The 15,676-nt window shown below is 33.7% G+C and carries 19 protein-coding genes; 17 read left to right on the top strand and 2 right to left on the bottom strand.

From position 1 onward, the window contains the following. Window positions 1-59: 59 nt before the first annotated feature. Window positions 60-998 (bottom strand): transcriptional regulator, encoded by a 939-nt coding sequence (locus tag Q4Q55_RS07245; RefSeq protein ID WP_303372158.1) that lies wholly within the window; start codon window positions 996-998, stop codon window positions 60-62. Window positions 999-1,057: 59 nt separating this feature from the next. On the opposite strand from Q4Q55_RS07245, the gene Q4Q55_RS07250 reads away from it, so the two are divergent. The 9 genes from Q4Q55_RS07250 to Q4Q55_RS07290 all read left to right on the top strand — a co-directional run bounded on the left by Q4Q55_RS07250 (window position 1,058) and on the right by Q4Q55_RS07290 (window position 8,858). Then, window positions 1,058-2,317, top strand: coding sequence for a tRNA(Ile)(2)-agmatinylcytidine synthase (locus tag Q4Q55_RS07250; protein WP_303372159.1), 1,260 nt, complete (start codon window positions 1,058-1,060; stop codon window positions 2,315-2,317). A 185-nt stretch (window positions 2,318-2,502) separates the two neighbouring features. Continuing rightward, window positions 2,503-3,378 carry a DUF3100 domain-containing protein gene (locus Q4Q55_RS07255; protein WP_303372160.1) on the top strand — a complete coding sequence of 292 codons (876 nt, stop codon included), beginning with the start codon at window positions 2,503-2,505 and terminating at the stop codon, window positions 3,376-3,378. After that, window positions 3,378-3,869 carry a hypothetical protein gene (locus tag Q4Q55_RS07260; RefSeq protein WP_303372161.1) on the top strand — a complete coding sequence of 164 codons (492 nt, stop codon included), beginning with the start codon at window positions 3,378-3,380 and terminating at the stop codon, window positions 3,867-3,869. The genes Q4Q55_RS07255 and Q4Q55_RS07260 overlap by 1 nt, the downstream gene beginning before the upstream one ends. Window positions 3,870-3,960: 91 nt before the next feature. Further along, entirely contained in the window at window positions 3,961-5,370 is a 1,410-nt protein-coding gene (locus tag Q4Q55_RS07265; protein ID WP_303372162.1) for an MmgE/PrpD family protein, read from the top strand. Between the two features lie 5 nt (window positions 5,371-5,375). Beyond that, window positions 5,376-6,278, top strand: coding sequence for a U32 family peptidase (locus Q4Q55_RS07270; protein WP_303372163.1), 903 nt, complete (start codon window positions 5,376-5,378; stop codon window positions 6,276-6,278). 4 nt (window positions 6,279-6,282) lie between these two features. Then, window positions 6,283-7,155 (top strand): fumarate hydratase, encoded by an 873-nt coding sequence (locus tag Q4Q55_RS07275; protein ID WP_303372164.1) that lies wholly within the window; start codon window positions 6,283-6,285, stop codon window positions 7,153-7,155. Between the two features lie 51 nt (window positions 7,156-7,206). Beyond that, window positions 7,207-8,004, top strand: a complete 798-nt coding sequence (locus Q4Q55_RS07280; protein WP_303372165.1) for a citryl-CoA lyase — start codon at window positions 7,207-7,209, stop codon at window positions 8,002-8,004. A 4-nt stretch (window positions 8,005-8,008) separates the two neighbouring features. Beyond that, window positions 8,009-8,518, top strand: coding sequence for a nitroreductase family protein (locus Q4Q55_RS07285; protein ID WP_303372166.1), 510 nt, complete (start codon window positions 8,009-8,011; stop codon window positions 8,516-8,518). Between the two features lies 1 nt (window position 8,519). After that, window positions 8,520-8,858 carry a hypothetical protein gene (locus Q4Q55_RS07290; protein ID WP_303372167.1) on the top strand — a complete coding sequence of 113 codons (339 nt, stop codon included), beginning with the start codon at window positions 8,520-8,522 and terminating at the stop codon, window positions 8,856-8,858. Here Q4Q55_RS07290 and Q4Q55_RS07295 read toward each other — a convergent pair. Then, window positions 8,848-9,177 carry a hypothetical protein gene (locus Q4Q55_RS07295; RefSeq protein WP_303372168.1) on the bottom strand — a complete coding sequence of 110 codons (330 nt, stop codon included), beginning with the start codon at window positions 9,175-9,177 and terminating at the stop codon, window positions 8,848-8,850. The two genes, Q4Q55_RS07290 and Q4Q55_RS07295, sit on opposite strands and share 11 nt — an antisense overlap. A 78-nt stretch (window positions 9,178-9,255) precedes the next feature. Between Q4Q55_RS07295 and Q4Q55_RS07300 the strand changes: the two genes are divergently transcribed. From Q4Q55_RS07300 to Q4Q55_RS07335, 8 genes are all read left to right on the top strand, one after another. Beyond that, the gene (locus Q4Q55_RS07300; protein WP_303372169.1) at window positions 9,256-9,591 is read left to right on the top strand and encodes a hypothetical protein; all 336 of its coding nucleotides are present in this window, start codon (window positions 9,256-9,258) and stop codon (window positions 9,589-9,591) included. Window positions 9,592-9,756: 165 nt separating this feature from the next. Next, the gene (locus Q4Q55_RS07305; RefSeq protein ID WP_303372170.1) at window positions 9,757-10,071 is read left to right on the top strand and encodes an HrpE/YscL family type III secretion apparatus protein; all 315 of its coding nucleotides are present in this window, start codon (window positions 9,757-9,759) and stop codon (window positions 10,069-10,071) included. A gap of 11 nt (window positions 10,072-10,082) precedes the next feature. Next, complete coding sequence (locus Q4Q55_RS07310; RefSeq protein WP_303372171.1) at window positions 10,083-12,086, top strand: V-type ATP synthase subunit I; 2,004 nt, start codon at window positions 10,083-10,085, stop codon at window positions 12,084-12,086. Window positions 12,087-12,149: 63 nt separating this feature from the next. After that, entirely contained in the window at window positions 12,150-12,635 is a 486-nt protein-coding gene (locus tag Q4Q55_RS07315) for a V-type ATP synthase subunit K (protein WP_069573492.1), read from the top strand. Between the two features lie 13 nt (window positions 12,636-12,648). Beyond that, entirely contained in the window at window positions 12,649-13,269 is a 621-nt protein-coding gene (locus tag Q4Q55_RS07320; RefSeq protein ID WP_303372172.1) for a V-type ATP synthase subunit E, read from the top strand. A 16-nt stretch (window positions 13,270-13,285) separates the two neighbouring features. Continuing rightward, entirely contained in the window at window positions 13,286-14,440 is a 1,155-nt protein-coding gene (locus Q4Q55_RS07325; protein WP_303372173.1) for a V-type ATP synthase subunit C, read from the top strand. Next, a complete protein-coding gene (locus Q4Q55_RS07330) occupies window positions 14,437-14,754 on the top strand; it encodes a V-type ATP synthase subunit F (RefSeq protein ID WP_303372174.1) in 318 nt (105 codons plus the stop codon). Before Q4Q55_RS07325 ends, Q4Q55_RS07330 begins: the two co-directional genes overlap by 4 nt. After that, the coding region (locus tag Q4Q55_RS07335) for a V-type ATP synthase subunit A (protein WP_303372175.1) at window positions 14,751-15,676 on the top strand (926 nt) is incomplete at its 3' end. The genes Q4Q55_RS07330 and Q4Q55_RS07335, both read left to right, overlap by 4 nt.

The raw sequence follows: 15,676 nt of genomic DNA on the forward strand, positions 1-15,676 counted from the left end.
ATCCATTTGATGGGATAGCTTTCTAATCCGTCGATACTTAAGTTTTCCATTATTAACACCTAGTTTTCTTTTCTTTCTTTAATTATTTTCAATAATTCTTTTGAATTTTCAAATTCTTTTAATTCCCAGGATTTAATCACAGGGATTGTTCCTATAGACTCTTTTATCTTTTCATTATTAATGATAAATACTGGCTCGGATGTTGTAACCATAGATAAGTCTTTTAAAGGTATTGCCATTCTCTTTAAAGTTTTTTCAGTTCTATTTTTTTCAACATTGGCCATTAATGGTGAATGTTTATCCGAACTTTTCATTTTAGCCACTGCATCGAATGGGCTTTTATTTGTGGAAACAACTCCATAACCTAGTTTTGACAAATCAAGGGTGTCATCACCGTTACTGTATTCAATATTGTCATTGTTGGGTTGCTTTAATAAATCAATATCAAGAGTAACCTTGGTATTCAGAATCTCTTCCAGTATCATCGCTGTTTCGGTGTTTGCCCGCACAATCTCATTTTCATACTTATACATTGTTGCTCTTGAAACATGCGCCAGGTCAGCAAGATCTTTTAGGGATAAAGAATATTCTTCGCGGTACTGTTTTATAACATTTCCATCTATTTTAACAAAATATCCTCCTCTGTCCGCTAGAACTTCAGGATATTCGTTGTATAAAATCATATTTTTCAGTGTTTCAAAGCCAATTGTGGGGATATCGTATCTTTCATAAATTACTCCTTCTTCCAGCATTCCATTTCTTGATTTTTCACCAATGATTATTGGGGAAGCAAGAAATATGTTGGCTAATTGTTTCATTTCATGAGCGTTACTTTCATTGATGCTATCTATATTTTGAAATGTCTTTAAAAGTAAAATAAGTAAGTTTTTACGTGCCACAATATCAAATGATCCCTGGTCATAGATATCGGATGTTTTATAACCTTGAGATTTCAATAAATTTTCTATCTGGTGCAGCAATTGACTTCGAGTTAACATTTCATCCCTCTTTGTAAACTATATATTGTTATAACACTAATATATGTTATAATTTAAAGGTGATTATAATTAAGTATTTACATATTGGGATTGATGATACGGATTCTCCGGAGGGGATGTGCACCACATATCTGGCAAGTCAGATAATCAGTGAATTTAAAGATAATGGAATTGAACTTGCTGATTATCCTAGATTGATTAGACTTAATCCTTTTGCTCGTTTTAAAACTCGTGGAAATGGTGGGGTAAGTTTAAAGATTTGCAATGATGATAAAGCAGGATTGGCTCGTGAAATTGTCTTATCTTATGTTGAAAAGTTGTCTATGTTTGATTGTGATAATACAAACCCTGGCGTAATTTTTTATGAGGGTGAAATAACAAATGAAATGAGGGAATATGCTTTTAGAGCTATTTATGAATTCATTTCCATTGATGATGCAGAGGAATTTGGAAAAGCTGTGGGTTGTGAAATACATAAATTCAAAAAGGGAAGGGGGATAATTGGAGCCATTGCTGCAATAAGTCTGCCTTTAGATGATTTTACATATGAACTACTTACTTATAGAGCCAGTGAAAATTATGGAACTAAAAGACAAATAGATTATGAATCAGTTTATTTAATGGATAATGAGACTTTCCCAGACACATTTGAAAATATAGATTATTCAGAAGATTACATTGCAATAGAACCTAAAACACCATGTCCGGTATTATATGGAATCAGATCAAACACGGTTCGGGCTCTAGAGACTGCAAGAAATCTTGTTAAGGTAAATGAACCCATTGTTGATGAATGCATTTTTAAAACAAACCAGCATACTGACATGCACATTCAAAAGGCAGAATCTATATCTGATATGAAACAATTTGGATGTTATGAAGTTATCGGTGAGGTCAAAAACAAACCTAAGGTTATTGATGGTGGGCACATGTTCTTTTTCATCTTTGATGAAACTGGTAGCATCGAATGCGGTGCATATGAACCAACAAAAAACTTTAGAAAAACGGTTTCATATTTAAAACCGGGTGACATTATTAGAGTTTTCGGAGGAATCGGTGAGCATAACACATTCAATATTGAGAAATTTCAGGTAATCGAATTAAATGATGTCGAATATCAAAATCCAATATGTGAATGTGGAAAAAGGATGACTTCCGCAGGTAAAAATAAAGGGTTCAAATGTAAAAAATGTGGAAAAAGAATCTCGTCCAGTGATAAAATTCCTTTTAAAATTTCCCGTAAATTGGAAAATTCTCAATTTTATGAAACACCCGTTTCAGCAAGACGCCACTTGTCAAAACCAATTTGTCGTTATTAAAAAATTTATAATTTTATTCTCATTTTAGGAATAATTTAATACATTTATATTTATTTTCGTTCCTATTTAGTGAAATTTTAAGAATTAAATGCTATTAATTTATATAATAGGATTTAAGAAAATTATAATTAATTAGGAATATTTATAAATTTTCAATGCTTGTGTGGGAGTGGGCGCTTATTCCGATGAGAGACAACGATGGTCAAGTTGAGCATATTTACCGTGAAAAAACGGATAAACGGATTTTAAAGAAAAATCCTTGGAGAGATTACCGGTTACATGGTACTGTACTGATTTTAGTAATTATTGCGGAATTGATTGGAACTAGAAGCATTCCAATTACTAAAAATGTAGCTATCACTATAATGCCCTTAATTTATACAATTATTTTAGGATTAGTTTTCTATTTGGCTAAACCGATTAAATGGATTCAAAGAAAACAGGCACGTATTGCTGAAGGAGCAATGATGCTTTTTATAGGTGTTCTAATAGCTAAACTCGCTGTTTCCAGTGGTCAATCTATAAGTCTTATTTTTGAAATGGGTCCGGCATTAATATTACAGGAAATGGGGCACTTGGCAACTATTTTGGTGCTTCCAATTGCATTGCTTTTAGGATTTAAAGAAGAAGCTATTGGTATGACAAACTCCATCGGTCGTGAACCGAATGTTGCTGTTGTCGTTGATAGATATGGATTCAATTCTCCAGAATCCAGAGGAGTATTTGCAATATTTATTATAGGTACTGTAATAGGTACAATATTCATTAGCTTCTTAGTTACATTCTCATTATCATTTTTACCGCTTCATCCATATGCATATGCAATGGCCAGTGGTGTGGGCAGTGCAAGTATGAATGCTGCAGCTATCGGACCAACTCTTGCAGCATTTCCTGGAATGGAAACCCAAATTGAAGCATTTGCAGGATTCAGTAATTTATTATCATTTTGTGTTGGAATTTATATTGTAATATTCGTTGCAATTCCTTTAACTGAAAAATTATATAAATGGCTTGAACCAAAAATCGGAAAAGAACCAATAGTCAAAAAGGGGGATGGATAATGCCTGATTTAATTGACGGGTCTGAAAATGTTACAGTTCATGGTATTTTCAACTGGATATTGCTGCTGATTATATTTTCAATTATAACTGCTATTGGCAATTATTTGGGATATAAACATCCTATGACAGATTCATTAGTGGGAATGGCAATATTGTCTGTAATCACCCTTATTGGTGTTTGGATGGAGAGATATTTGCCTTTAAATGTTTCATCTATTCTTTACATAAGTATAATGGGTATTTTAATAGCATTTCCGGGCATGTCTACCTCTGATTTTGTTCTTTATTATGTTTCTAAGGTAGAGCTTTTATCAATTGTTACAGTGTTTTTAGCATATGTAGGTATAGGAATGGGTAAAAGCTGGGATGAATTTAAAGCTTTAGGTTGGAAAGCGGTTGTTATCACTGTATTGGTTATTGCGGCAACTTATTATGGTGCAGCTATCGTAGCTCATATTGTATTGGTTGCAACTGGTGTTCCTGCAGTTTAAATCGTTTTTTCATTTAATTTTTAAAAATTGTTTTGTAGTATAAGTTAACTATTTAATACTACTTTTCACATATACTAATTATAGGTGTTTTATGTTTTTACAAAATATTTCTAAATTTATTTCAAACTATCGCTATGAACAGGCAACTGTAGAATCCATTACTACTGTTAAAGCAGCGTTTCTAGACTTTTTTGGTGTTGCATATAGGGGATCCTGTGAAGATGCTTCAAAAATAGCTTTTAACACGGCTGAAGAAATATTTTCTGGAAACTTAAATTTAAATTTAAAAGCTTCTGTCATTGGTAGAAAAACAAAAATGGACATGTTAAGCGCTGCTTTTATAAATGCTGTTGCAGCTCATGTTCTTGAGTTGGATGATGGTCACAGAGGTGCTCAAATTCATTTGGGAGCAATCGTTTTTCCAACAGCTTTGGCAATTGCTGAAAGTCATGATTTAAGTGGTAAAGAATTCCTGGAAGGGGTTATTGTAGGTTATGAAGTGGGAATTTTGCTTGGTAAAATTGTAAATCCGAATCATAGAAACAAAGGATTTCATACAACAGGCACTATAGGTACTTTTATTGCGGGCGCTGTTGCTTCTAAACTATTAAAACTTGATGAAAAGCAAACTTTAAATGCTTTGGGGTTATGCGGAACGCAAGCGGCAGGTCTTTTGGAATCAGACCATGGAGGGTCTATGGGCAAATCTCTGCATGCTGGAAAAGCAGCATATAATGGATTGTTATCAGCATTACTTGCTAGAAATGGTTTTACTGGTAGTGGAACTATCTTTGAAGGGGATGAAGGATTTTTAAAGACAATGGTGTTTGATAATTCGGATTATGATATGGAATCTTTTTCATTTGAGGGTGCCGTTAAAGATGTTGGTAAAGTCAGGGTAAGAGACATATATTTTAAGAAATATCCGTTCTGTCGACACTTGCATTCATCAATAGACACAGCATTGAAGCTTAAAGCAAGCATAGGTGATGAATATGATCACATTGAAAATGTGGCGGTTAAAACATATGAAATCGCAGCAGAACACAATAATTTCAATCCAAAAAATTTAGAAGAACTTAAACAGAGCTTACCTTATGCGGTGGCAATATCACTTGTTGTTGGTGAAGTTAGTGTGGATCAGATTAACCAGTTAATTGAATATGGTCTTTTGGATAATTATTCTACAGTTGATGTGGTAAACAGTATTAAGAATATTGCAAATAGAATGATTTTGTTATCTGATGACAAATTAAATGAGTTGTATCCTGATAAGAGGCCTGCAAATGTTATCATTAAATTAGATAAACAATTTAGAAATGGGGTATTTCAAAATTTAACATTGCTTCCAAAAGGAGATTTTGAAAATCCATTACAATTAAGAGAGTTAATCGACAAGTTTAAGGGATTGAATCCTCTCTATGATGTAAAAAACCTGACTGTTATAGATACTTTAGAAGACTATTCTATGAAATATGTTGTAGAAAGATTAAATGAGTAGATAATATGGATGATACAAGGAAATTTCTTAAAAAGGTTGGTATCGAAGAAACTGATAAACATTTCAAATCCGATAAACGATTTAATGATGGGGGTCAATATCGTTTTGAAGTGCCGGGAATCCAATCTCCAAAAACAATGAGTGCTCTTTTAAAAGAATCAGTTAAAAATAACATATTTGTCCATAGGGTAACACAGACTAAAGGAATAATGATGCTAACCGATGAAGAGATTAAAGAGATGGTTAATTTGGCCATTAACTATGGATGTGAATTATTTTTATCTGTCGGTCCAAGAGCAACTTATGACACCTCAGCAACAGTTCATACTAAAGAGGGGAGCAGGATTGGCTATAGACTTAGAGGTTATGATAATTTAGTTTATGCTATTGAAGATGTAAAAAGAGCTTGCAGATTAGGTGTTCGAGGAATTTTATTATATGATGAAGGTTTATTGATGGTTTTAAATAAAATGAGGAAAGCAGGCGAACTTCCATTGAATGTTCACTTTAAAATTTCTGCCCATGCGGGTATTTCAAATCCTGCATCTGCAAAACTGCTTGAAAGTATAGGTCTCAACTCATTAAATCCAGTTCGTGATTTACAGATGCCAATGATTGCGGCTATTAGAAATGCAATCGATATTCCAATTGATTTACATACTGAAAATCCAAAATCAACTGGGGGATTTATTAGGCATTATGAAGTTCCTGATTTTATTAATGTAGCTTCACCGGTTTATTTAAAAACAGGAGGGTCAGTTGCAGCCAATCACAATTGGGATACTACTGAAAAAGAAGCGATAGCTAGAATAAAACAAGTTAATCTAGTTAAAAGAGTAATCGATAATTATTCGCCTGATGCAATTCCATCTCCTGAAAATTCTAATGATTTATCAATTCCAGAGTGATTACATGGATATCGTGAAAGATATTTCCAATTCCATTATTGAAGCTTCAACAAGGCTGTCCGATGATAAACGGAAAGCTTTGAAAAAAGCTATTGAAATTGAATCAAATAAAAACGCTTCTTGGTGTTTGTCACAAATTCTGGAAAACTATGAAGTTGCACAGAATACAAAATTTCCTTTATGTGATGATACGGGCATTGCGCATGTGATAATTGAAATTGGTGAGGAAAGACAAATCACTGGGGAGCTTTTAGGCCAAATCCATGAAGGAATCCAATTGGGGTTAAATAATCTTCCTGCAAGACCAATGGCAGTTAGGGGTAATGGAATTGAAAGAATTGAACAATCCAAGGGACTATTTGAAAAACCAGGAATGCTCAAACCAGCACCTATTTTAATTGATTGTGTTGGAGATGAATCAACTTATAGGAGGGATATTTCCTCTGATACCTTGAATGTTCATTTTTTACTTGAAGGTGGAGGTCCAGAAATCAGAGCTAAAACATTTAGGGTATATCATAAGCGCTCTTTTTCAAATGTAATTGAAACTGCAATTGATTGGTTGGAAGAGTCTCTAAAGATGCTTGGCTGCACTCCGTCAATACCTTCAATTGGAATTGGAAGAACACATTATGAGGCAACATCACTTTTACTCAAGTCAATCGCTTATGGAAATTTGGACAATCAAAGCGATATGGAACAGTTTGTAACCTCTAAATTAAATGAAAGTGGGATTGGACCATTAGGTTTTGGAGGTAAAACAACAGTTTTAGGTTCTTATGTCAATATTGGATGTCAAAGAGCAAGTGGAGTCAGAATTGTTTCGGTGAGACCGTCATGTTTTGTTGAACCAAGAGTTGCCTGTTTGAAATTGTAATATTTATATATTTTAATGTATTATTTTTAATTATTGGAGAAGGTAAAAATCATGCGAGATAATAATTTTAGAGTTAATCCCCGTTCACTTAAAACAACGATTTCCAAAGTTGAAACGGATAAGATTATTACTAGAGGATACAATCAAAGGGATCTGATTGAAAAGATTCGATATAGTGATATGGTTTATTTGCTGTTAAAAGGAAGGTTGCCTTCAGTTAAGGAGGGAAAAATATTTAATCATGTTTTAGTTTCTTTTTGTGATCATGGTGTAACTCCTCCAAGCACCCAGACAGCACGTTTAGTGGCATCTTCAGGTTCTTCAATTAATTCTGCAGTTGCGGGAGCATTATTGTCTTTTGGACATAAGCATGCGGGAGCTATTGAAAAAACTATGGAATTATATCAATCAAGGATTAATTCGCTGTATTTAACAGAAGATTCTACTCTTGATAATAAGCAGATTGCAAGTTTAGCCATTGATATTTATAATGAGTATATATTAGGCAATAAAAAGATACCGGGTTTTGGACACAGATATCATAATGTTGACCCTAGGGCTGATAAATTAATGAATATTGTCGTTAAGGAGGGTTTTGTAGGGCCCCATATTAAACTTGCATTAGCCGTTGAAGATTTAGCATATCAAAAGAAAGGAATTAGGTTAAATGTGGATGGTGCAAATGCGGCTATTTTATCTGATTTAGGTTTTGACCCGGAATTGGGTTTGGGCGTATTTATAATCGGAAGAGTTCCGGGAATTATTGCCCACATTCATGAAGAAAAAATGGACGAAGAGGAATTTAGGCGATTTTGCGATCTTGATGATATAGAATATTATGGGAGATAACAACATGGAATTTATTGATGTAATTACTGAAAGATACAGTGTAAGAGGATATTTGGATAAGGAAGTTGAAGCTGAAAAACTTGAATATGTCTTAAAGGCAGCAACAATTGCTCCAACTGGGGTTAATAATCAACCTTTTAAGGTATATGTGATTGATGCTAAAAAGTATAAGGATGAATTGTCCGAGATTTATTCTGCGAAATGGTTTGTTGAAGCACCATATGTATTGTGCGTTGTGGCACTAAGAGATAAAGCATGGACTAGGCCTTGGGATGGTAAAAATATAGCGGATATTGATGCGACAATTGTAATGGACCATATTATTCTTGCTGCAACTGATGTTGGTCTTGGAACTTGTTATATTGGAGCATTCAAGAAAAATAAAGCTCATAAATTTTTGAATCTTGATGAAAATGAGGAAGCAGTATTATTCACTCCATTAGGTTATGGTAATGCTGAGCCAAGAGATACTCCAAGAAAAGAATTAAATGAATTTGTTGTTTATATGGATTAAAATGGATCTTTTTATATTAAGTGCAGATAATTCTGATGATTTATTATCTATTTCAGAAGAATTGTCTGAAAAAAAATTTAAGGCTATTGAAGCTGGTGACACATTTATATTAATGCGAAAAAGAAGATATGGGAATGTCTTAATTCAAGTAGTCTGTTTATTATTGGCCTTGCAGGTTTCAGTGGTATTTCTGTTTATTAATGTGGCTTATTTCACATATTCATATCTGTGGGCATCTCCACATGTACTGATTACAACAGAAAAAGTTGGGGATGATGGTAGGAAACTTGAATTCAATAGTATGGATGAAGTATTGAACAAAGCGAATGCTATTTTATAATTTCATCAACGCTATACTCTTCTATTTTTCTGATTAATAATGGATTTTTAGCATTGAGGTATTCCGATTCCTCACCTATTTTTGCATCTATAAATACTTTATCTATGCCAGGTTCCATAAACAATGCGATGATGTCATTGATAAATTCATCATAATCCTTCTGAACATTTTTACTGCTAAATCCTAAGCGTGGAAGTTCTTCAGTCCAAATGTCTTCACACGGTGAAAACTTTTTGTCTATAATTTTTCCATTTGCTATTTGGCTGTCTAAAGTTAGTGAAAAGTTTTTATTTAATATAATCCATACTGCCCTATCCATATATACTCATTTATTATATAATGATATAAATATTATGAAATCAATAGTAAAATTAGTGTTATTATGTCAAATGTTAAAATGTTTAAATTATTAGGGGTGATGTTGGCTCTGGTGTTAATTGTTTGGGCATTGGCTCCAATTTTAAGACATCAGCCATTAACCAATGATGTTATTGCCACCGCGATTATACTGATATTGATTGCAATTGCATATCTTATAATAATGTTTAAGCCACCTTGGACTAAAGCGGTTTTCTTTTTTGAAGGAATTGTTATTGGTGTTAGTGGGTATATGTTATTAGATTTCCCATACAATATAGAACTTCTTGTTGTAGGTTTAATCATTGTAATAATTGCAATTCTTGCTTATTTGCAGAAATTGCCACCTAATATATTGAAATGGTTTTATAGATAACTTAATTATCTTTTATTCTTTTTTTTATATAATTTTTTATTCTAATTATTATATTTTGAATACTTTTTTTTAATCAAATTTAAATTTTAGCTATTTAGATTAATATTAAATCGTAAAAGATATATATATTGCTTAATAAAAATAAGTGTACCATGGTGATTAATTATGGCAGAGATATCAGACGCAATCGCAATGATAAAAAAAGCTGAATCTGATGCTGAACAACTTATTATTGATTCAGAGTCACAATCAAAAGACTTAATCGCTGAATCAAGATTGAAAGCTGAAGAAATTGTTTCCGAAGCTAAAATTGCAGCAGAAGAAGAAGCGAAAAATACTGTTTTTGATGCAGAAGATAAGGCTAAAAAAGAAGCGCAAGCTATTGCCGAACAGTCCAAAGGTGAAGTTAAAACCTTAAAGGACAAAGCTATGGCAAATGTTGATGAAGCTGCTTCAATTATTGTCAAAAATATTTTGTAGTGTGAGTTTATATGTTCAAGACAGCTAGAATGCGTAAAATTAGAATTGTTACACTGGAAAAGTATGTAGCTCCTACAGTGGATGCTCTCCACGAATCAGGGCTAGTACAAGTCAGTGATATTTCTGATAGCGTTCAGCAAGATCCTGAATTGGCGGAATTAGTAACTCCAGCAAAAGCCACTCCATATACAGGTAAATTATCTTCACTTCTAATGAAAACAAACGGTATATCTGAACTATTAGGAGATTCTTTATCAGAAGGCCATGGGTTAAAAGATACATTAATGTCTTTTATTAGTCCGGATTTACCTGTTCAAAAAGAAGTAGAAGCTTTAGATACTGAAACGTTCATTAAAAAAGCTGAAGATACTTTAGCTCAAGTGGAGAGTAAAACAAGTGTTATTGAAGGAAAACTAGCCGCACTCGACACTGAAACAAGTGAACTCAAGTCTAATAAAAGTTTGGCTAATCGCTTATCTAATTTTGACATGGATTTAGCTCTTTTAAAGGATTCAAAGTACACTTCTACTACTGTTGGTAGGATTAATGCTGAATCTACTTCAGAAATCAAAAAAGAATTAAGTAACTTGACTGATGAATTAGAAGTATTTATTGTCCCTATGGATGATGATGACGGTGAAATTATCACTGTAGTGACATTAAAAGAATATAGTGATGATGTTTATTCAACACTTCGTAAATTTGACTTTGAGAAAATTGAAGTAGGTAATGTTGAAGGTACTCCTCAGCATATTATTTCAAGTGCTGATTCAAGATTGTCAACTATTGAATCTGAACGTGATTCTGTTAAAAAAGAATTAAAAGTAGTTGCAGAACAATGGGATGATGAAATATTAGCTCTCAAAGAACAATTAGAAAATGAAAAAGAAAAGAATGAAATCCTTTCATCATTTGTTCAAACTAAAGATGCTTATGTCCTAGAAGCATGGGTGCCTGTAAAAGACACAGAAAAAGTTGAACAATTAGTTGAAAAAAGTTCTGATGGACATTGTGCCTTTGAAACAATTGAGGTTGAAGGTACAGATGATGAAGATGTTCCTGTTTTACAACAAAATGGATGGTATTCCAAACCTTTCGAATACTTAGTTGATATGTATTCTCCTGTACGTTACAACGCTTTAGATCCAACAATATTTGTTGCAATAACTTTCCCATTCTTCTTCGGTTTCTGTTTAACTGATGCAGTTTATGGTTTAGTTGTATCCGCTATAGGTGTTGTATTGTTAAGAGGTCTTGGAAAAGTTAAGGAATCAATGCATTCATTTGGTTGGATTTTAATCTGGTCCGGTCTGTGGGCTGTGATACTAGGTTTATTAACCAATGGTTTTATTGGGGACTTCCCGGAAAGGATAGCTGGTTTCCGTTTACCAACCGTATTTGCTCCTGTTGAAGCATTCGTTCACCCAGATACTATTTTGATAATAGCTATCGCAGTGGGTCTTATTTACACCAACATTGGATTTATAATGGGTGCTATTAACAACTTAAGATATGGTAGGAAGAAAGAGGCTATCGGTTCTCAGATTTGTTGGTTTGTTTTCGAAGCTGGTATTATCTTACTTGCATTAGGATACATGATGCCTGCAATTGGTATGATTGGTATGGCATTAGGTGGTGTATTAATACTCGCTACTATCGGAATGTTAGTTTGGGCTAACGGAGCATACGGTGTAATGGATATTTTCGGTTACATGGGTGATGTTTTATCCTACGCTCGTCTTTTAGCATTATGTTTGGCTACTGGTGGTATTGCTATGACTGTAAACATCTTAGCTCAAATGTTAAATAATATGATTCCGTATGCTGGTATTGTACTTGCAATATTTGTATTCATATTCGGTCATATTGCAAACTTCGCTTTCCAGGTATTAGGTGCATTTATTAACGCTTTACGTCTTAACTATGTAGAGTTCTTCTCTCAATTCTTTGAAGAAGGTAAAGGTAAATTCGAAGCTTTCAAAGCAAAAAGAACATTTACAAAAATTAAAAATTAAAAATTTTTCATTTATATCTTAAATTAAAATTAAAATCAATTATATTTCAAAGGTGAATTAAATATGGTAGAAATTGCTTTAGGTACTGCTTTAGCAGCTATTGGTGCTGGAGTAGCAATTGGTTTTGCCGGTTTAGGTTCCGGTTTAGGGCAAGGTATGGCAGCTGCTGGTTCTGTAGGTGCAGTTGCAGAAGATAATGACATGTTTGCAAGAGGTATTATTTTCTCTGCATTACCAGAAACTCAGGCTATTTACGGTTTCTTGGTCGCAATCTTATTATTAGTATTCTCAGGATTATTAGGTGGAGGACAAGGATTACCTACCGAAGCAGGTATAGTAGCTATCGGTGTCGGTGCTTCCATTGGTTTTGCTGGTTTAGGTTCCGGTATGGGACAAGGTATGGCAGCAGCATCCTCTGTCGGTGCTATTGTAGAAGACAATGATATGTTTGCTCGTGGTATTATTTTCTCTGCATTACCAGAGACACAAGCTATTTACGGTTTCTTGATTGCTATTTTACTTATGGTATTCGGTGGAATCTTAGGTTAAGGAGGCAATTTATATGAGCTCAGGCACAGATAAAATTGTTTCAAGCATTATGTCTGAAGCCCAAGAGAAAGCTGATGTAATCATACAAGATGCAAATGCAAACGTTTCAGAAATTACCGCAAAAGCTGAAAAAACTGCAGAAGCAGAAAAACTTAAAATTTTAGATAATGGTAAAAAACAATCTGATATGAGATATCAGCAAATTATCTCTGAAGCTAAGATGAATGCTCGTAGAGCAAAATTAGGCGCTAAAGAAGAAGTAATCGAAGCGGCTTTCAATCAAGCAACTGGAGAATTAAAAGCAAAAGCAGCTGATTGTGATGATGACTATAAAGATTCATTAGCTAAAATGATTCAAGAAGCTGCTTGTGAAATTGGACATGATGATTTAATTATCCATTTAAACGAAGCCGATACAAACAATTTTAAACAAGATTTATCTTCAACAGGTGCAACAGATAGTTTCGAATTAGAAGGTATCAAATTCACATTAGGTGAACCTATTGATGCAATTGGTGGAGCTATCCTAAAAACCAGTAATGGAGATATTGAAGTAAATAATACTATTGAAGCTAGATTAGAAAGATTTAAAAGTATCTTACGTAGTGAAGTTGCTGAAGTTTTATTTAAATAATTAGGAGGATAAATATATGGCAGATGAAATTGCTACCTTAATAAGTTCTGTAGGACTAACACAAGAAACATTTCTTGTATTTTGTATTATAGCAATACTTGTTGTAGGTGCAGTCGTTGTAATCATTACATCTAGACCAATTTTGGACATTTATCCTTATCTTAACCCAAGTGCAAGAGTAAGAGCTAGAAAAGGAAGACTATTTGATGAAAAACAAATTTCTGAAATTGTTGAAACCAACAATGTTGAAGAAGTTGAAAATTATCTCAGAGGCATTCCTGAATATGCTGATGTTTTAGATGAATATCCTCTCGATAAAGCATTAGATGTTGAACGTGCAAATACTTATGACTTCGTTTCAAGATTAGCTCCTAAAGATATTAAAGATCCATTTGTTGTAATGTCTAAAAAAGCAGATATCGACAATATAAAAAGTCTTTTAACTGCTAAAGAAGTTGGACTTACTCCTGATGAAACAAGAGAATTACTAATTCCTTCAGGTTCATTATATGATGATCTTGATTCTTTAGCTGACGCTGATAATGTAACCGATATTGTCACAAGTTTGGACAGTACTGAATATGCTACAGCTTTAGAAGATGCTCTTCCACAATATGAAAATACTAAAATGATTCTTCCATTAGAATCTGCTTTAGATAAATATTATTTGGGCAAATTATTACGTTCTACTGATGTTCCTTCCGATGAAAATAAACAAATTTTATATTCTTATGTTGGAACTCAAGTCGATGTAGCTAATCTAAAACTAATTATAAGGGCAAAAGAAGATGGCCTTGATTATGATGCAATCTCTCCTTATATATTAGAAGAAGGATACCAATTACGTGAATGGAAACTTAAAGATTTAATGGAATCTCCTGATGTTACTAATGTAATATCCGGTTTAGAAGGAACAAAATATGCTGATGCATTGACTGATGCAGTACCGGTTTACAATGAAACTGGATCCGTTGCAGTATTTGAAAAAGCATTGGATGTTTACACTTCAGAATATTCAAAATCTTTAGCATCTAAAAAACCATTAGGTATTGGTCCAATTATTGGTTATTTAAGTCAAAAAGAAAATGAAATTAAAAATTTAAAAATTATTGCAAGAGCAAAAAGAGAATCAGACTTCCCAAATTCTAAAATCATGGAGATGTTAATATGAGTTCCGTAGCAATTATTGGTGATATTGATACTGTTTCAGGATTTAGACTTGGTGGTGTCAAACAAGCAGAAGTAGTTAACACTTCTGAAGAAGCTATTGCAGCTTTTGATAAATTTTTAGAAGACGAAATTTCAATTATTATCATTACTCAGTTAATGGCGAATGAAATAAGAGATTATATTAATAGAAAAATAGGTAATGATGTCTTACCAATGATAATTGAAATACCTGATAAAGATGGGTCCTCTGAAGGATCATCTGATCAAATAAATGACCTTATTAAAAGAGTTATCGGGGTAGAGATGGTTAAATGATTATTGAAGGAAATATTATTAAGATTGCTGGGCCTGTTATTGTCGCAGATGGTATGAGAGGGGCTCAGATGCTTGAGATGGTTAGGGTAGGTGACGAGAAGCTTATTGGGGAAATCATTGAGCTTGAAGGTGACACCGCAACTATCCAAGTATATGAAGAAACAGCCGGTATCCAACCGGGTGAAGTAGTTGAATGTACTGGTGGAGCATTGTCTGTAGAACTCGGTCCGGGTATAATGAGTTCTATTTACGATGGTATTCAAAGACCTTTAAGAATCATCAGAGAAGAATCTGGTGACTTCATTGCAAGAGGTATTGATGTAGACTCAATCAACAAAGAGAAAAAATGGACTTTCAAACCAGTAGCTAAAGTTGGAGATGTTTTACAAGCTGGAGATGTGCTTGGTGAAGTACAAGAAACCACTGCAGTATTACACAAAATTATGGTTCCTCCATCCCTTGAAGGTGAAGTCACTGAAATTGCTCCTGAAGGAGAATACACAATTCTCGAAGACATTGCTGAAGTTGGAGGACAAAAAGTTCAAATGCTCCAAAAATGGCCTGTAAAAAGAAGCCGTCCATATGTAAGAAAATTAGACCCAGATATACCTTTAGTAACTGGTCAAAGAGCACAGGATACATTTTTCTCTGTAGCTAAAGGTGGTGCAGCAGCTATTCCTGGACCATTCGGATCAGGTAAAACTGTTACACAACAACAATTAGCTAAATGGGCAGATGCTGACATCGTTGTATATATCGGATGTGGAGAACGTGGAAACGAAATGACTGAGGTACTTACAGAGTTCCCATTCCTTGACGACCCTAAAACCGGTAACCCATTGATGGACAGAACTGTTCTTATTGCAAACACTTCTAACATGCCGGTAGCAGCTCGTGAAGCATGTGTATATACTGGTATTAC

The sequence above is a fragment of the Methanobrevibacter sp. genome (assembly GCF_030539555.1).
GTDB lineage: Archaea > Methanobacteriota > Methanobacteria > Methanobacteriales > Methanobacteriaceae > Methanocatella.